Source organism: Paraprevotella sp. (genome assembly GCF_986071375.1).
On the sequence record NZ_CFQRNQ010000019.1, the window covers coordinates 34307 to 50819 of the forward strand.

Genomic DNA, 16513 nt, shown 5'->3' on the forward strand with positions numbered 1-16513 from the left:
TTAGAAAATGATGAGAGAGCACCATGAATGTGAATGATAAGAAAACGATAGTATATTCTCGGAATACTGTGGAATTTGTAACCGTGGCAGCCGAATTTTGTGCCTATTTGGAACAATCGGAAGGGAGGAAGTGCCGGGATTTCACGGATACCGTATTAAAACTCTTGCCTTTACTCTATTTGAAGGCTGCCTTGTTGGAGGATATTGAGGGGGCGGAGGACTTTCTTCCCGAAGCTTTCGTTTCGGAGCAGGATTATGAATTTGTCCGTCTGACGCTTTCTTCCTTATTGGACGGGAGGGACGATTACCTGGATTTTTGCAATGAGGGAGTGAAATTCAGCGACGAGCCGGCCGTAAAAACAATTTCAGAGGATTTGGCGGATATTTATCAGGCGCTGAAGAATTTTGTGGAGACCTACCGTATCGGATTGGAGGAAAACATGTACGAGGCTGTGGCCGAAGTGCGGAATGCGTTCGTGCTGTATTGGGGGCAGACGCTGACGAATGCCATGCGTGCCCTTCATCGTGTCAGGTACAGCCCGGAAGACGATGAAGATGAGGAATTAGATGTAGATTAACCTTTCCAAAATAAGATGAAAACACTGTATAGTAAGTTTGACAAGAAACTTATAGCGGCTTTGCCGCGTGCCCTGTTCGAGGGGCGTATTTTTGTGATTCAGACGGAGGCGGAAGCGTCTCGGGCGGTAGATTATTTGTTGGCTTCGGCCGTTTTGGGAGTGGATACCGAAACACGCCCTTCCTTCCGTAAGGGATGTGTGAACAAAGTGGCTTTGTTACAGGTTTCTACCGATGATACATGTTTCCTGTTTCGACTGAATTATATCGGAGTGACCGATAGTGTGAAACGTCTGTTACAGGACGAAAATGTCTTGAAAGTAGGTTTGTCGTTGCGCGACGACTTTGCCTCGCTCCACAAGCGTGGCGAGTTCGAGCCTCGGGCCTTCCTGGATTTGCAGGATTATGTCCGTGCTTTTGGTATCGAGGACATGAGCCTGCAAAAGCTGTATGCCAATATCTTCGGGCAGAAGATCAGTAAAGGGCAGCGTCTCACCAACTGGGAGGCGGACGTGCTGACCGAGGGGCAGAAACTGTATGCGGCTACTGATGCTTGGGCGTGCATACGGTTGTATCGGGAACTGGAAACATTGAAAGAAAATAACGACTATGAACTTGCCGTAGTGCAGGAATCATAAATAAATGAGGGTAAAGACTATGTATAAGAACTTATATTTAAAAAAAGGAAAAGAAGAAAGTCTGGAGCGTTTTCATCCCTGGATTTTTTCCGGAGCCGTCCATCATATAGAGGGAGAACCTGAAGAAGGGGAGGTGGTACGCGTGTTGACGTCCGAGGGCGATTTTATAGCCGTGGGGCATTGGCAAATCGGTTCCATTGCCGTCAGGGTGCTGGATTTCGAGGACAAAGCGGTGGACGGAGCCTATTGGGAAGACCGCCTGCGAGTGGCTTACGACTTGCGATGCGCCATCGGAGTGGCCGGACATGAAAAGGAAAATGATACCTATCGTTTGGTGCATGGCGAAGGAGACTGTTTGCCCGGACTGGTGGTGGATGTGTATGGAAAGACAGCCGTCATGCAGGCTCATAGCGTGGGCATGCACGTGGCGCGTCACGAAATAGCACGGGCACTTGTGGCCGTGACGGGCGGAACAGTGGAAAACGTGTATTATAAGAGCGAAACCACCCTGCCTTTCAAGGCGGAGCTGGGGCAGGAAAACGGTTTTATCGTGGGCGGAAGCACGGAAAACGTGGCGGTAGAGAACGGCTTGAAGTTTCATATAGATTGGTTGAAAGGCCAGAAGACAGGATTCTTCGTAGACCAACGTGATAATCGTTCGCTGTTGGAACATTATGCCCACGGGCGTGCCGTGCTGAATATGTTCTGTTATACCGGAGGATTCAGCGTGTACGCCATGCGTGGCGGAGCCACGTTGGTGCATTCCGTGGATAGTTCGGCCAAGGCGATAGACCTGACCCGTGCCAACGTGGAACTGAACTTTCCGGGCGACGGCCGCCACGAGGCGTATGCCGAAGACGCTTTCAAGTATTTGGATGCGATGGGAGACCAGTATGATTTGATTATTCTCGACCCTCCGGCTTTTGCCAAACATAAGGATGCGCTTCGGCAGGCTCTGAAAGGCTATGCGCGTTTGAACGCCAAGGCTTTCAGTAAAATCAAGCCGGGCGGCATCCTGTTCACGTTCAGTTGTTCGCAAGTGGTAAGTAAGGACCACTTCCGTACCGCCGTGTTCACTGCCGCCGCGCAGAGCGGACGCCGCGTGCGTATCCTTCATCAGTTGCATCAACCGGCCGACCATCCCGTCAATATCTACCATCCTGAAGGGGAATATTTGAAGGGGTTGGTGCTCTATGTAGAGTGATGAAAAAGGCTCTTATTTGTAAAATAAGGTTAAATACAAGAAGTTTTTTAGCAAAACACTTGCAATATATACGGGAAACCCATACCTTTGTACTGTGTTTTTCATGGTATTAGATTTAAGGTTAATGAAAGATTGGTTGTCGAGATGACAACCTTCTTTTTTTAAGGGGGCGCATCCGTCGGGATGTGCCCCCTTTTCAATGAAAGGCAGGCTGTCGGCCCGGTGCAAAAGAAAGTAGTCCGATTCTTTGCTTGCAGACGGAATTTTCCGTAAGTTTGTCCCGTTAAATATTGGATATCATGAGAAAGACTTGTATGTTGGCACTTTTGTCGGCTTTGTTCTACGGGTGCAAGGATACGAACCCGAACTTCCGGCTTACACCGGATTCGGTGGCCGATGTCGAGGTGTCTGCAGTGGACGTGGATACCTTGTGGTTGGACACGGTGCCCACTTCTTATATGATTGAGTCGGGCGTATACGACGATTACCTCTACGTGGTGGACAAGAAACTTTGTGTGGTGTACCGTTACGAGTCCACGGGACGGTTGCGTGACAAGAAGTTGGGGAAAGGGCATGCCCGTAATGAGACGGAAGCGGGAGATGTCTATGGATGCTGCATGCTCGGCGGTGGAGGAATCCTGCTCAATAATTCGAGCGGATGGCATTATGTCTATGACAAGGATTTCCTTTTCAAAGATCAGTTCTTTATCTCCTACAACGGGCGCAAGGACAAGGATAAGGTGGACGAGACGGCCTTTTCCGACCCTGTGTATTACGTCCACGGGTCGGACATGCACTTCCGTTCCCATGGTGATAAGATATATAGCACGGTGCACGAATTATGGGGGTATAATTATTTGGAAGACACGGAACTTTATCTTGATAAAGCGGCTCACATACGGGAAGTGGACTTGGGCAAACATGATTTCGGCCGGTTGTTGGCATTCGGGTATCCTGAGAGTTATTATGACAAGCCCCTCACCAAAACGCTTTTTTCACAACTGGCTTTCGATATTGCGGACAATGGGGATTTTTACGTGTCGTTCGAGGCCGATTCTTTGGTGTACCGTTACGACCATGATTATAACCAGTTGGCCTGTTTCGGCTTTGCCGGACGGGACATGGATTTGAACTACCTCCGTTGGGACAGTTATGACCAGCCTTGGAAGGAAAGGTTGGCCGAGCGTATGTCGAGGGGCTTTTATAATGCTGTGGAATATGTGGACGAGACGGGATTGTTGTTCCGTTCTTACCGGAAAGGCGGCGGTTCGGTTACAGACGGGTTGCAGGTTTACCGCGATGGGGTATTGGTAGGTGATGTAGACGTACCCTTGGGATTCCGGATGGCCGGTTATGTGGAGCCTTATTATTATTCCTATGTGGTGCCCGACGAGGAGGGGGAGCGGCTGTATATGTTCCGTTTCAAATGGCCTTCCGCACCGGAAGAATAAGTTCCGTGCCCTTGCCCGGTGCTTTTCGCTCTTCTTTTTTTACATGAATCATTCTGCTGAGAATGGAAAATCAATCTCAGCAGAATGAAAAATCGTTTGGCTGAGAACGGAAAATCGTTTGGCGCAGATTGATTTTATGGGTTGTGGAGGATGCCGGAGAGCATTCTTTTATTGTTTGTTTACGATTCATTTTGAATAAGTTGCCGGTAAAATTCATCTAAAATCCTTGTGCATTTCTTGGGTTTTATTTATATTTACATCCAATGGTATGCAATGTGCCGTCTGTGTCGGAAGACGGCAACCACGTGGTGTTGCGTTGCAGGTTGAGGTAATCTGCGGTTTGGGATTTTTTAATGGATATTTGTGTCGCTTTTTTTGTCCGTACCGGCATGGAAACGGATTTTTTTGTGTAAGTTTGCATATCATAATAGACTGTGGAATACATAAAACGTGAGAGCTATGAGATTAAAGATGCGCTTGACGGTGATGAACTTCCTGGAATACGCCGTGTGGGGGGCTTATCTGACCTCTATGGGAAGTTATTTGGTGAAAATCGGTATGGCCGAGAACATCGGTTGGTTTTATTCGGTCCAGGGCATCGTGTCTTTGTTCATGCCCGCGCTGATAGGTATTATTGCAGACCGTTGGATGCAGGGGCAAAAGGTGTTGAGCCTCTGCCATTTTCTGGCGGGCGTTTTCATGTTGGGGGCTTCGCTTTATGGGTTTGAAGCCGGTGCGGAAGCCTCGTTTTCCACCTTGTTCACCCTTTATTCGCTGAGCGTGGCTTTCTTCATGCCCACCATAGCATTGGCCAATTCCGTGGCTTATTCCGCCTTGGAGGGGGCCGGTCTGGACACGGTGAAAGATTTCCCTCCGATACGTGTGTTCGGTACGGTCGGTTTCATTTGTTCCATGTGGGCGGTCGATTTGGGCGGCATGCAGGAGAATGCGGGACAGTTCGCCTTTTCCGGTGTCCTGAGCATGTTGTTGGCCGCTTACGCTTTGACGCTTCCGGCATGCCCGGTAAGCCATGCGGCGGAACGCAAGAGCGTGGTGGAAGCCTTAGGGCTTCGTGCCTTCACGCTGTTCCGTCAAAAGCGTATGGCTTTGTTTTTCATCTTTTCCATGTGTCTGGGCATCTGTTTGCAGATCACCAATGGTTTTGCCAGTCCTTTCATCTTCTCTTTCGGGGGCATTCCCGAATATGCGGACACGTTCGGGGTACAGCATGCCAATATCCTGATTTCCATATCGCAAATCAGTGAGACGTTTTGCATTTTGTTGATACCGTTCTTTTTGGGCCGTTTCGGCATCAAGCGGGTGATGCTCATAGCGATGTTGGCGTGGGTGTTCCGTTTCGGATTCTTTGCGTTGGGCAATCCTGGGCCGGGCGTGTGGTTGTTCGTCCTGTCCATGTTGGTTTACGGGGTGGCTTTCGACTTTTTCAATGTGTCGGGTTCCTTGTTTGTCGACAAGGAGACGGACATCAGCATACGCAGCAGTGCGCAGGGGTTGTTCATGATGATGACCAACGGTTTGGGCGCTACCATAGGGACGTTGTCGGCTCAGGCCGTCATCAACCGTTTTGTGTACGCTTTGCCGGAAACGGCCTCCGGACAAGAGGTCATAGCCGGGTGGAACACCTGTTGGTATATATTTGCAGCCTATGCTTTGGTTGTGGCTGTCTTGTTTGCCATATTTTTTAAGTATAAACATGTAGTTAAAGATTGATGAGTAAGATGAACGAGGCGGTAAAAGAACTGAAAGTGCTGACCGTGTCCAAATGTACGGAAGACGGTGCCGCATACATGGCCGTTCTGAAAGAAAAGGACGGTGAACGTATTTTGCCGGTCCTGATAGAGAGGAGCGAGGCTTTCCTCTTGTTGATGAAGATGAAGGGGAATAAAAAGAATACTTTGCCCTCTTCCATGGCCGACATTATGCGGACAGCTTTCACGCAATGCAATATGGACATAGAAGAAGTGCGCATAGCCGCCGTGGAGGGAGGCGTAACCTACTGTCACGTCCTTTACCGCGAAGGGAGCGTTTTTCACATGATTCGTTATTGCAAGGCATCCGATTGCCTGATTCTGGCCTATACATTCGATTGCCCGATAACCATTGGCGAAGCGTTATTGGAGCACCAGTACATGCGTGAAATAGGAGAGGGGATGTATTCCATTCCGGTAAATTCGGTGAGCGTGGAGGCATTGAAGGAGGCATTGAAAAGGGCTGTGGAAGACGAAAACTATGAATTGGCCTCGCAGTTGCGTGACGAAATAGAACGAAGGAAATGAAGGAAATCCGTTTTTTTTATGCGCCGGACGTCGCGGTGGATGACGAATTGCCGGCAGATGAGGCTGCACATTGCTTGCGGGTCTTGCGCTTGCAGGCGGGAGATGAGATTCGCCTGACCGACGGGAAAGGAATGTTTTATAAAGCCGAGATTACAACGGCCACCGGAAAACGATGCCTCTTTAAGGTCTTGGAAGCCGTTCCGCATCCCAAGGAGTGGAGCGGGCACCTGCATCTGGCCTTGGCTCCTACCAAGAATATGGACCGGATAGAGTGGTTGGCGGAGAAGGCCACCGAAATCGGCTTCGACGAGCTGACGTTCTTGGATTGCCGTTACTCGGAGCGCAAGGTGGTCAAGACGGAGCGCATAGACAAGATTTTGGTGTCGGCCATGAAGCAGAGCCATAAGGCTCGTAAGCCGCTGTTGAACGGGATGGAGGATTTCAAGCGTTTTGTGGCTCGTCCGTTCGCCGGGCAGAAGTTCATCGCGCATTGTTATGACGAAGCCGATGTGGCCGGTGTGGCCAAGGCATCCGAAGACAAGGCCATGGACGGCGGAAAGCCTTTTCTGTTGGACGAATTGGATACCGGACAAGACGCTTTGGTGTTGGTGGGGCCTGAAGGGGATTTCAGCATCGACGAAGTGCGGTTGGCGCAGGCCCACGGTTTCCGTTCCGTAAGTTTGGGCCGGAGCCGCCTGCGTACGGAGACGGCGGGGTTGGTGGCCGTCCATCTGATGCACATCCGCCACGCCTGCGTATAAAAGGTTGCAAGATTAACACAATACAGAGATAGGATGAAAAAGAAATGGATATGGGGCGTGGCCGTGGTGTTGGCTTTGGCCCTTTCAATAGGGCTTTACAAGTTTCTTACGGCAGACGATTACCGCCGTACCTTGCCATCGCGTCCCTTGGCTTTGGCAGCCGTAGACTGGGTGCGCTTGTCGGAAGAAAACGACATGGGCATGCAGGATTGGAAGAAACTGTTGCCGGAAGGGTTGGAACCCGGACAGACCGGAATCGACTGGTCGAAGAAAATGTATGCCTTTGTTTCTTCCAAAGAATACGTTGGCTTGTTGGCTGCTGTCAGAGACGAGGCGGACTTGCGGTGTTTGTTGGACGAGGCCGCAAAGAAAGGCCGGTGCACGCCTGTGGAAGACTACCGGGGCTACTCTTGGACGGTATGGGACGGCAGTTGGATAGTGGGTTTCGGTGGCGGTGCGTTGCTTATGATGGGGCCGGGCCTGAAAGCCGACATGGATGCGTTGCGCTATGACATGCTGGCTTGTTTCAGGCAGAAAGAGGCGGAAAGCGGGATGTCTTCGCCCCTCTTTGCTGAGTTGGACCGTAAGGATGCTTCTTTCCGCGTCGTGTCGCGGTTGGACGTGTTGCCCAACTTCCGTGGTGTGGGATTTTTGGAGGGCTTGCCCGAACATGCGAATCTGAGCGATGTGTATGTCTGTGCCGGTTTGAACCTCTCTCCGCATGGGGTGACCGTGGAGGCGGAAATCAGTTCGCAGAACAGTGACATCAATAAGTATTATGAGCGGTTGGCTTTCTTGGGCAAACCGTTGGACGGCGAATTTGCCGGACGGGTGCCGGAGGATGCTTTGGCGTGGGCTTGCGTGAATGTGGACGGCGGCTCTTTGTTGGAGATGTTGCGGCAGAATCCCGTGGCGCGTACGTTCCTGATCGGGCTGAACATGGGTGTGGATGCAGACTTGATTATTCGCAGCATCAAGGGGGACGTGGCTGTTACCGTTCCGGCTTCCGCCTTGCAGAATCCCGGCAATGTCCTCGTGACGGCCCATCTGGCAGAGAAAGACTTTTTGAAAGAAGCCGCATATTGGAAGGAAAGCGCTGCGCGAAACGGCGCATGGACTTTCCGTGATTTCGGGAACGACCGCTTTTATTTGGCAGCCAATGGCGTACAGACCTATTTCGGGGTAGAAGGGGAGACGCTCTACGTCACGCCTGAAGAGGGAATGACGGGTTGGGTAAGCAATCCGGAGACAGAGACCCTCTCGGAATGGAACAGCCGGATAAAGGACAGCCGTTTCTTCTTGTGGGTGAATTTGGAACAGGTCAAACGTGACCCGATGATGGGTGCGTTGTGCCGGGAAAGCGGTGTGGACGAAGGCCGAAAGGTATTGGATTTGTTCGATGCAGTAGTGCTGAGGTCGTCCGATGCCCGCCGTCTGACCTTGGAGTTGCATACGCGTGGGAATCGGAATCTATTGAAGGATTTATTGAAATAATGGACAAGATAGAATTGAAGAATGCGTTGCCGGAGGTGTTTGCCTTACGGGATGACATCCGGAGCGAGATTTGGCACCGGGAAGTGACGTTCGAGCGGGGGCATTTGTATTTGGTCGAGGCCGGTTCCGGTACCGGCAAATCATCCCTTTGCAGTTATATCATCGGTTATCGTAACGACTATCAGGGTATCATCAGCTTTGACGGGAAGAACATCCGTAATTATAAGGTGAAGGATTGGGTGGAGCTGCGGAAACGTTCGTTGAGTCATTTGTTTCAGGAACTCCGTTTGTTTCCCGAGTTGACGGCTTACGAGAACGTGGCGATTAAAAACAATTTGACGGGATTCAAGAAGAAAAAACAGATAGAAGCTTGGTTCGACGCGTTGGGCATCGGCGACAAGTTGCATGCTCCGATAAGCCGCATGAGTTTCGGCCAGCAGCAGCGGGTGGCCATGATCCGGGCTTTGGTGCAGCCTTTCGATTTCTTGTTGGCTGACGAACCGATAAGCCATCTGGACGAGGAGAACGGCAGGACGATGGGAGAAATCATGATGGAGGAAGCCCGCTCGCAGGGAGCGGGTGTCATCGTGACCAGTATCGGCAAGCATATCGCATTAGACTACGAAAAGACATTCAGGTTATGAGTTTGGTTTGGAAATTATTGCGTCGGCACGTCAGCGTACCTCAGTTTGCAGGTTTCTTCTTTGCCAATTTGTTGGGTATGCTCATCGTCCTGTTGAGTGTACAATTTTATTATGACGTCCTGCCTGTTTTCACGCAGGGCGACAGTTTCATCAAGAAAGATTATCTGATTGTCTCCAAGCGGATCAGTATGGTCAGTACCTTCGGTGGCCGGAGCAATGCGTTTTCTGCGGCGGACATCGATGAAATCAAGGCGCAGAAGTTTTGCAAGAGCGTGGGGGCTTTCACTTCAAGCCGATATAAGGTGAGTGCGAGCATGGGCGTGGAAGGCATGGCTTACATGAGTACGGAAATGTTCTTTGAATCCGTGCCCGACCGTTTTGTGGACGCAGACCTGAAAGACTGGCACTTCGCGGAGGGCGACCCCGTGGTGCCCATCATTTTGCCGCGTAGCTACTTGACTATCTACAATTTCGGCTTTGCCCAAAGCCGTTCGCTGCCTAAGCTTTCGGAAGGAGTGGTCAGCATGCTGGACTTGAACGTACGTTTGCGGGGCAATGGCCGGGAGGGCGTGATGAAAGGACGGGTCATCGGTTTCAGCAACCGGCTGAATACCATCTTGGTGCCCGAGAGTTTCATGAAGTGGAGCAACAGTCTGTATGCCCCGGACGGGGATGCCGGACCCACGCGGCTTATCGTCGAAGTGTACAATCCGGCAGACGATGCCATCGCGCGTTTCTTGCAGGAAAAAGGATATGACACGGAAGAAGACAAGTTGGATGCCGGAAAGACCACTTATTTCCTGAAAATCGTGTCGGGTGTGGTGATGAGTGTGGGACTGCTCATCAGCGTCTTGTCATTCTACATCCTGATGCTGAGCATTTACCTGTTGGTGCAGAAGAATACGACGAAGTTAGAAAACCTGTTGCTCATCGGTTACAGCCCTTGGCGGGTCGGCCTGCCTTACCAGGTCCTGACGGTGGGCATGAACGTGCTGGTATTGCTGTTGGCCATCGGCCTGCTGACGTGGCTTCGCGGTTATTATTTGGATATGATCCTATTGTTGTTCCCCCAGATGGAGGAGGCAAGCCTTTGGCCTGCATGCGCCTTGGGTGTGGTGCTCTGTGTGGCGGTCAGCGTGTTGAACGTGTGCGCTATACAGCGCAAGGTGATGGCCATTTGGAGACATAAAGACTGAGAGGCATGGAAGAGTTGTTGCGATTATACGAAGACTGGCGGGGCTGTGCACCGCAAAGCGTGGAGCAGTTGCCCGGAGCCGGAAGCAACCGTACGTATTACCGGTTCAGGGATGCCGGGGGGGATTCCCTGATAGGCGTGGTGGGCACGTCACGGGAGGAGAACGAGGCTTTCATTTATCTGGCCGGGCATTTCGGGGAGAAACGGTTGCCCGTGCCCCGGGTCGTGGCCGTTTCGACGAGCCGCTTGTGTTATTTGCAGGACGATTTGGGGCATCGCAGCCTGTTCGACGCACTGTCGGACGGTCGCGAAAAAGGCGGATGCTACGCCCTTGAAGAGAAGGAGCTGTTGCGTCGGACGATAGCGGAACTGCCACGCATCCAGTTTGTCGGGGCAGAAGGCTTGGATTTCGGACAGTGTTACCCGATGGCTTCCATGGACAGGACGGCTGTTTTCTTCGATTTGAACTATTTCAAATATTGCTTCCTGAAGACTACTGGATTGGACTTTAACGAGGTAAGGTTGGAAGAGGCGTTTTCGGAGATGGCCGAGGATTTGGTGGGAGACCCGGACAAGCACGCGTTCCAATACCGGGATTTCCAGGCGCGCAACGTCATGTTGGACAGGGACGGGCAGCCCCGTTTCATCGACTTCCAAGGCGGGCGGCGCGGGCCGGTGGAGTATGACGTGGCCAGTTTCCTGTGGCAGGCTTCGGCGCATTACGCCCCGGAGCTGCGCCACGAGCTGATGGCGACGTACCTCGATGCGGCACGGCTGTACACGGACGTGGACGAAGGACGGTTCCGTGAACGTATGCGGCTGTTCGTCCTGTTCCGCACGTTGCAGGTGTTGGGGGCATACGGTTTCAGGGGGTACTTCGAGCGGAAGAAGCATTTCTTGGACAGCATCGCCCCGGCCATACGGAATTTGCGCGAGTGGCTCTCGGAGGGCGAGTGTCCTTATCCTTATTTATATGACGTGTTGAGCCGGATGGTGGAATTGCCCGCTTTCCAGACAGAAGTTCCCGCACAGCCGGACGAACCGTGCGGAAAGGACGCAGGAATGGAGCGTGTAGCCGATAGGCTCCGTGCGGACATCGGTCCGGCTTCGGTTTCCCGGTACGATGGCCGGGGGCCGTTGGTCGTGCGCGTGTTCAGTTTCTCCTATAAGAAGAGGATTCCCGAAGACACCAGCGGGAACGGAGGCGGTTATGTGTTCGATTGCCGCAGTACGCACAATCCCGGAAGGTATGAACCGTACAAATCCCTGACGGGCTTGGACGAACCCGTTATCCGTTTTTTGGAAGAGGACGGAGAGATTCTGATGTTCTTGGACAGCGTTTGCAAATTGGCAGATGCCCATGTGGCGCGTTATCTCCGGCGCGGTTTTACTGACTTGATGTTTGCTTTCGGATGTACGGGCGGCCGTCACCGCAGCGTCTATTCCGCCCAACATCTGGCCGAGCATCTGCATGAGAAGTTCGGCATTGAAGTACGGATATGTCATCGTGAGCAAAATATCACGCAAGTACTGCCTGCTGTCAAGGGGTAAGTCGGGCGTAGGGTTTTATATTTCGTAGGTATAGATAAAATTAGACAGAAGGACAGGCCTTCAAGCCAAGCCTGTCGGACGGTCATCCTCCTTTTTCTCTTCTCTTCGGAAGTCGGAGATGCTTTTCCTGTTCATTTTCTTGAAAAAACGGCTGAACGTGGCCAAATCTTCAAATCCAAGTATCTCACTGATTTCCTTGGCGCTCTTCGAGGTATAGAGCAACAGCCGGCGTGCCTCGGCATCGATGCGTTCGTGGATGATGTGCAACGGTGAATCCAGCCCGTAGAGCGAGAAGAGGTTGGAAAGGGTCTTGGGAGAGCGGTAGAGCATTTCCGCATAGTCCTGCACCTGTTTCTTTTCTTTGAAATGGTTATCCACGAGCACGTAAAACTGACGGATGATGTCGAAGCCGTTTTCCCTGCCTTTACCGGTTTCCAACCGTAGGCGTGCCATACGGGTGCATACGATGATGAGCCGTTTAAGCAGCAGGCGGAGCATTTCCTCTTGCAGGTTGTCGGCCACGGCGCATTCTTCGGCCAACGTGTCGGTGATATGGGACAGGCGTTCCGTCTCCGTAGCGTCCAATGAGAGGTGCAGGATGTTTGATGAACCGTGGAACAGGAAGCCGTGGCAGGAGGATTCGCCCCCGTGACCGTAAATGCAGTAGAAATTGCTGTTGAAAAGCACTGAAAGATAGTGCCCTTCTGCGCGGAGCATGTCCACATGGTGCAGGGGAGAGAGGGTGACAAGCTCGCCTTTTCGCAGGTGCATGACTACGTGGTCCACTTCGATGTCCAGTTTTCCGTCCCTCACCCAAATGAACTTATAGAACCCCTTTCCGCCTTGTAATGCCGTGTCCTCATGCAGGCGCGTCGTCAGGGCGAAGAAACCGTCCATGCGTGTGTTGAATTTGAAGTCCATGTTTTCGGTTTTGCGTTAGATGGGTAAATATAGTCCAAAATGCCGGAATAGGAAAGGGATGGGAGTAATTTCTTTTCCCATCCCTTTGTTTCCATGCCGTTCGTTTATAGTCGGACGGATGTGTGCGCGTGGCATTAGGGTTTCGCTTTGAGAAGCGTCTCTTCTATCATCCTCTTCAGTTCCGTTTTGGGCATGGCGCCTTGTGTGACGATCGGCTTGCTGTCTTTCGGAATCCACAACAGGGTGGGGATGCTGCGTATGCCGAATGTGGCAGCTAGTTCCTCTTCCTTGTCCACGTCTACTTTGTAGATGTAGATTTTGCCGTCGTATTCCTTAGCCAACTCTTCCAACACCGGTGCAAGGGCCTTGCACGGGCCGCACCACGTGGCGTAGAAATCCACAAGGCACGGTTTGTCACCTTCATATTTCCAATCGTTAGGGTTGGTCTCATAGTTATATACCTTGTTTAAGAACTCTGTTTTGGTTAAATGAACGATTTCCATATTTGCTCCTTTCTTGTTTTGTTTTTTACTTTCTTTGTTGTTGGCGCATGCGTTGAGGCCTAAGGCCAGGCACAGCGCGGCGATAATGGGCTTTACCAGTTTCATAATTCTACGTTTTGTGAATACTTTTATTGAACATTGCAAATATCCGATAAAAATCCGGATAATCGCATGGCAATTCTGCCGGAAAAGTTGGCAAAATATCCCGTTTGGGATTTTTGGCTTATTTTTCCGCTTTTGTATATTCTTTTGCTACATCTTGCCCGTCAATATCTCCTTGCGCAAGAATCCGTAAACGTAAACGGGACTTTGGAAATAAAGACCGGACCTTGTGTCCTTTAGTTTGGCGTAGGTTTCGGATTGGTATAGAGCGTCTAACGTTCCGTGCAGTGACATTTTCTGTTCGTCCACAAACATGACGACTAAGTCACGTGCCATACATTCTTTCATATATTCAATCTCGCTCATATTTTTTCTAAAAGGTCTATGGCACGTTGCATGCCGAAAAAGTATTGGAAAGTGATGCCTTTCATGAAAGCCAATTTTTTGAGAAAGGTGCCGAAATCTATGTTGTTCCGTGATACAAAATCATACTAAAGCCCCTCCGTGGCGTTGGCAAAGGGTGGTCAGACCTTCGATGATGTCATCGAAGCTTTGTGTGTGTGTGCCACGTCGTACTGGCTTTCCAAGAAGTCGATGGCTTTATAATGATTCAGGAGCGGTAGGCTTGCTCTTCTTCCAACTGATGTCGCTTGGCAAATTCGTGGATGGCGATAACGATATATTCGGCTATGTCTTTCAACTTTGCATCCATAGTGTGTCGTTTTTACAAAAATACGGATTATTCCGTGGAACGCCAATGTTTTTATTCTTTTTTTGTTCGGAAGGATAAAACGTGTGAAATGTGATGTCTTGAACGAGATTATATCAGTATATTTGCAAATATGAAAGCCATGATTTTTGCAGCGGGGTTGGGAACCCGCCTGAAGCCTTTGACGGACACGATGCCGAAAGCGCTTGTCCCGGTGGGAGGAAAACCCTTGTTGGAGATATTGATTCGTAAACTGGTGGCTTCCGGATTTACGGAGATTGTGATTAATGTGCACCATTTTGCTGACCAGATTATCCGGTTTGTGGAGGAACATGACGCTTTCGGTGCGGATGTCCGTTTCAGCGACGAGAGCGGGAAACTTCTGGAAACAGGAGGAGGTATCAAGAAGGCCATACCTCTTTTATTAGAGAGCGGTGTCGCGGAACGCCCGTTTCTGGTACACAACGTGGATATATTGAGCAATGTGGATTTGCGGGATTTTTATCGGCACGGGGTAGGAGCGGCGGCTTTATTGCTAGTGAGCGAACGGCAGACGCAACGTTATCTGTTGTTCGATGAGGAAAACCGTCTGGTGGGGTGGACGAACGTCAAGACCGGGGAAGTGAAGTCGCCCTACAAAGGGTTGGACGTGGAGGCTTGCCGGAAGTATGCTTTTGCTGGTGTACATTTGTTTTCTCCGCAGTTGTTCCCTTATTTCGATGCTTGGCCGGACAAGTTTTCCGTGATAGACTTTTACCTTTCGGTGTGCGACCGCGAACCGATTTATGCTTATCCTTTTCCCGGGCTTAAAATACTGGACGTGGGGAAGCAGGATACTTTGAAGAAGGCTGAGGATTTCTTGTCGGCAGAATGTTGCCCGTCTCGATAAATTGTTGTACTTTTGCGTACAAAATCAGATAAAAATCTTTTTATGCAACAGAAAATCATCATTCTTGATTTCGGGTCACAGACAACGCAGCTTATCGGACGCCGTGTCCGTGAGTTGGACACGTTCTGTGAGATATTGCCTTATAACAAGTTCCCGAAAGAAGATCCGTCGGTTATCGGTGTGATTTTAAGCGGTTCGCCTTTCAGCGTATATGATAAGGAGGCGTTTAAAATCGACTTGGACGAAATTCGCGGGAAATACCCTGTGTTGGGCATTTGTTATGGCGCACAGTTCATGAGTTATACTTTAGGCGGCAATGTGGAACCGGCCGGGACGCGTGAATACGGGCGTGCCAATTTGGCTTCGTTCGACAAAGAGAATCCTCTGTTCAAAGGATTTGAGGAAAATTCGCAAGTGTGGATGAGCCATGGTGACACCATCACGAAATTGCCAGAGGGTTTTAAGGTGATTGCTTCCACCGACAAAGTAGTGAACGCCGCTTATCAAGCTGTGGGTGAGCAGTTGTGGGGTGTGCAGTTCCATCCGGAAGTGTTCCATTCCGTGCAAGGAACGTTGTTGTTGAAAAACTTTGTAGTGGACATTTGCGGTAGCAAACAGGATTGGAGTGCGGCTTCGTTTGTGGACACCACGGTTGCGGAACTGAAGGAACAGTTGGGAGACGACCGTGTGATTCTCGGGTTGAGCGGAGGTGTGGATTCTTCCGTGGCCGCCGTGTTGCTGAACAAGGCTATTGGTAAGAACCTGACCTGTATCTTCGTAGACCACGGGATGTTGCGTAAGAACGAGTTCAAGAATGTGTTGCACGACTACGAGTGTCTGGGGCTGAACGTGATTGGCGTGGACGCCAGTGCGAAGTTCTTCAAGGATTTGGAAGGAGTGACCGATCCGGAGCAGAAGCGTAAGATTATCGGCCGCGACTTCGTGGAGGTGTTCGATGCAGAGGCTCGGAAAATAACCGATGCCAAGTGGCTAGCGCAGGGAACGATTTATCCCGACCGTATCGAGAGCCTGAATATTACGGGAAAAACAATCAAGAGCCACCACAATGTGGGCGGTTTGCCTGAGGAGATGAACCTGCAACTTTGTGAACCGTTGAAATGGTTGTTTAAAGACGAGGTGCGCCGCGTAGGGCGGCAGATGGGAATGCCGGAACATTTGATTACCCGTCATCCGTTCCCCGGACCGGGACTGGCCGTGCGTATCTTGGGTGACATTACGCCGGAGAAGGTACGTGTGTTGCAGGATGCCGACGATATTTTTATCCAAGGGTTGAGAGACTGGGGGTTGTACGATCAAGTCTGGCAGGCCGGTGTAATCCTGTTGCCCGTGAAAAGCGTAGGCGTGATGGGTGACGAGCGTACGTATGAACGCGCTGTAGCCTTGCGTGCCGTGACCAGTACGGATGCAATGACGGCCGATTGGGCACATTTGCCTTACGATTTCATGGCGAAGGTGAGCAATGATATAATAAATAAGGTGAAAGGAGTGAACCGTGTATGTTACGACATCTCTTCCAAACCGCCTTCGACGATAGAATGGGAATGACAATCGTATACC

General features: G+C 50.8%; 16 protein-coding genes. 13 read left to right on the forward strand and 3 right to left on the reverse strand.

All coding sequences use genetic code 11. From position 1 onward, the window contains the following. The first annotated feature begins 23 nt into the window (after nt 1-23). From AC5RDV_RS10460 to AC5RDV_RS10510, 11 genes are all read left to right on the forward strand, one after another. On the forward strand, nt 24-578 hold the full coding sequence (locus AC5RDV_RS10460) for a DUF5063 domain-containing protein (protein ID WP_282748170.1): 555 nt from the start codon (nt 24-26) through the stop codon (nt 576-578). A gap of 15 nt (nt 579-593) precedes the next feature. After that, a complete protein-coding gene (locus AC5RDV_RS10465; protein ID WP_130893240.1) occupies nt 594-1214 on the forward strand; it encodes a 3'-5' exonuclease in 621 nt (206 codons plus the stop codon). A gap of 19 nt (nt 1215-1233) precedes the next feature. Then, the gene (locus AC5RDV_RS10470) at nt 1234-2418 is read left to right on the forward strand and encodes a class I SAM-dependent rRNA methyltransferase (protein ID WP_130893239.1); all 1185 of its coding nucleotides are present in this window, start codon (nt 1234-1236) and stop codon (nt 2416-2418) included. A gap of 299 nt (nt 2419-2717) precedes the next feature. Further along, nucleotides 2718-3869: a hypothetical protein gene (locus AC5RDV_RS10475; RefSeq protein WP_282748169.1), complete on the forward strand. Its 1152-nt coding sequence runs from the start codon at nt 2718-2720 to the stop codon at nt 3867-3869. A 459-nt stretch (nt 3870-4328) separates the two neighbouring features. After that, nucleotides 4329-5600 carry a nucleoside permease gene (locus AC5RDV_RS10480; RefSeq protein ID WP_008629966.1) on the forward strand — a complete coding sequence of 424 codons (1272 nt, stop codon included), beginning with the start codon at nt 4329-4331 and terminating at the stop codon, nt 5598-5600. Continuing rightward, on the forward strand, nt 5600-6166 hold the full coding sequence (locus tag AC5RDV_RS10485) for a bifunctional nuclease family protein (RefSeq protein WP_008629965.1): 567 nt from the start codon (nt 5600-5602) through the stop codon (nt 6164-6166). The genes AC5RDV_RS10480 and AC5RDV_RS10485 overlap by 1 nt, the downstream gene beginning before the upstream one ends. 5 nt (nt 6167-6171) lie before the next feature. Further along, nucleotides 6172-6927: a 16S rRNA (uracil(1498)-N(3))-methyltransferase gene (locus AC5RDV_RS10490; RefSeq protein WP_428388650.1), complete on the forward strand. Its 756-nt coding sequence runs from the start codon at nt 6172-6174 to the stop codon at nt 6925-6927. Between the two features lie 33 nt (nt 6928-6960). Continuing rightward, entirely contained in the window at nt 6961-8421 is a 1461-nt protein-coding gene (locus AC5RDV_RS10495; RefSeq protein ID WP_282748168.1) for a DUF4836 family protein, read from the forward strand. Beyond that, nucleotides 8421-9065, forward strand: coding sequence for an ATP-binding cassette domain-containing protein (locus AC5RDV_RS10500; RefSeq protein ID WP_282748167.1), 645 nt, complete (start codon nt 8421-8423; stop codon nt 9063-9065). The genes AC5RDV_RS10495 and AC5RDV_RS10500 overlap by 1 nt, the downstream gene beginning before the upstream one ends. Beyond that, nucleotides 9062-10261 carry an ABC transporter permease gene (locus tag AC5RDV_RS10505; protein WP_282748166.1) on the forward strand — a complete coding sequence of 400 codons (1200 nt, stop codon included), beginning with the start codon at nt 9062-9064 and terminating at the stop codon, nt 10259-10261. Before AC5RDV_RS10500 ends, AC5RDV_RS10505 begins: the two co-directional genes overlap by 4 nt. A 5-nt stretch (nt 10262-10266) precedes the next feature. Next, nucleotides 10267-11811 carry a RapZ C-terminal domain-containing protein gene (locus tag AC5RDV_RS10510; protein WP_282748165.1) on the forward strand — a complete coding sequence of 515 codons (1545 nt, stop codon included), beginning with the start codon at nt 10267-10269 and terminating at the stop codon, nt 11809-11811. Nucleotides 11812-11871: 60 nt separating this feature from the next. Here AC5RDV_RS10510 and AC5RDV_RS10515 read toward each other — a convergent pair whose 3' ends face one another. From AC5RDV_RS10515 to AC5RDV_RS10525, 3 genes are all read right to left on the reverse strand, one after another. Continuing rightward, a complete protein-coding gene (locus tag AC5RDV_RS10515) occupies nt 11872-12732 on the reverse strand; it encodes an AraC family transcriptional regulator (RefSeq protein ID WP_282748164.1) in 861 nt (286 codons plus the stop codon). Between the two features lie 134 nt (nt 12733-12866). Next, complete coding sequence (trxA, locus tag AC5RDV_RS10520) at nt 12867-13340, reverse strand: thioredoxin (RefSeq protein WP_130893232.1); 474 nt, start codon at nt 13338-13340, stop codon at nt 12867-12869. A 147-nt stretch (nt 13341-13487) separates the two neighbouring features. Beyond that, nucleotides 13488-13703 (reverse strand): hypothetical protein, encoded by a 216-nt coding sequence (locus AC5RDV_RS10525; protein WP_130893231.1) that lies wholly within the window; start codon nt 13701-13703, stop codon nt 13488-13490. A gap of 476 nt (nt 13704-14179) precedes the next feature. Here AC5RDV_RS10525 and AC5RDV_RS10530 point away from each other — a divergent pair, with 476 nt between their 5' ends. Then, nucleotides 14180-14935, forward strand: coding sequence for a nucleotidyltransferase family protein (locus AC5RDV_RS10530; protein ID WP_282748163.1), 756 nt, complete (start codon nt 14180-14182; stop codon nt 14933-14935). Nucleotides 14936-14977: 42 nt separating this feature from the next. Further along, the gene (gene guaA / locus AC5RDV_RS10535) at nt 14978-16501 is read left to right on the forward strand and encodes a glutamine-hydrolyzing GMP synthase (RefSeq protein WP_130893229.1); all 1524 of its coding nucleotides are present in this window, start codon (nt 14978-14980) and stop codon (nt 16499-16501) included. The last annotated feature ends 12 nt before the right edge of the window (nt 16502-16513 follow it).

Excerpts from the sequence above, each read along its gene's own strand:
- AC5RDV_RS10465 (WP_130893240.1), top strand. The coding sequence starts at position 594 with ATGAAAACACTGTATAGTAAGTTTGACAAGAAACTTATAGCGGCTTTG.
- AC5RDV_RS10505 (WP_282748166.1), top strand. The coding sequence starts at position 9,062 with ATGAGTTTGGTTTGGAAATTATTGCGTCGGCACGTCAGCGTACCTCAG.
- AC5RDV_RS10495 (WP_282748168.1), top strand. The coding sequence starts at position 6,961 with ATGAAAAAGAAATGGATATGGGGCGTGGCCGTGGTGTTGGCTTTGGCC.
- AC5RDV_RS10485 (WP_008629965.1), top strand. The coding sequence starts at position 5,600 with ATGAGTAAGATGAACGAGGCGGTAAAAGAACTGAAAGTGCTGACCGTG.
- guaA (WP_130893229.1), top strand. The coding sequence starts at position 14,978 with ATGCAACAGAAAATCATCATTCTTGATTTCGGGTCACAGACAACGCAG.
- AC5RDV_RS10470 (WP_130893239.1), top strand. The coding sequence starts at position 1,234 with ATGTATAAGAACTTATATTTAAAAAAAGGAAAAGAAGAAAGTCTGGAG.
- AC5RDV_RS10510 (WP_282748165.1), top strand. The coding sequence starts at position 10,267 with ATGGAAGAGTTGTTGCGATTATACGAAGACTGGCGGGGCTGTGCACCG.
- AC5RDV_RS10530 (WP_282748163.1), top strand. The coding sequence starts at position 14,180 with ATGAAAGCCATGATTTTTGCAGCGGGGTTGGGAACCCGCCTGAAGCCT.
- AC5RDV_RS10515 (WP_282748164.1), bottom strand. The coding sequence starts at position 12,732 with ATGGACTTCAAATTCAACACACGCATGGACGGTTTCTTCGCCCTGACG.
- trxA (WP_130893232.1), bottom strand. The coding sequence starts at position 13,340 with ATGAAACTGGTAAAGCCCATTATCGCCGCGCTGTGCCTGGCCTTAGGC.
- AC5RDV_RS10480 (WP_008629966.1), top strand. The coding sequence starts at position 4,329 with ATGAGATTAAAGATGCGCTTGACGGTGATGAACTTCCTGGAATACGCC.
- AC5RDV_RS10460 (WP_282748170.1), top strand. The coding sequence starts at position 24 with ATGAATGTGAATGATAAGAAAACGATAGTATATTCTCGGAATACTGTG.
- AC5RDV_RS10525 (WP_130893231.1), bottom strand. The coding sequence starts at position 13,703 with ATGAGCGAGATTGAATATATGAAAGAATGTATGGCACGTGACTTAGTC.
- AC5RDV_RS10475 (WP_282748169.1), top strand. The coding sequence starts at position 2,718 with ATGAGAAAGACTTGTATGTTGGCACTTTTGTCGGCTTTGTTCTACGGG.
- AC5RDV_RS10500 (WP_282748167.1), top strand. The coding sequence starts at position 8,421 with ATGGACAAGATAGAATTGAAGAATGCGTTGCCGGAGGTGTTTGCCTTA.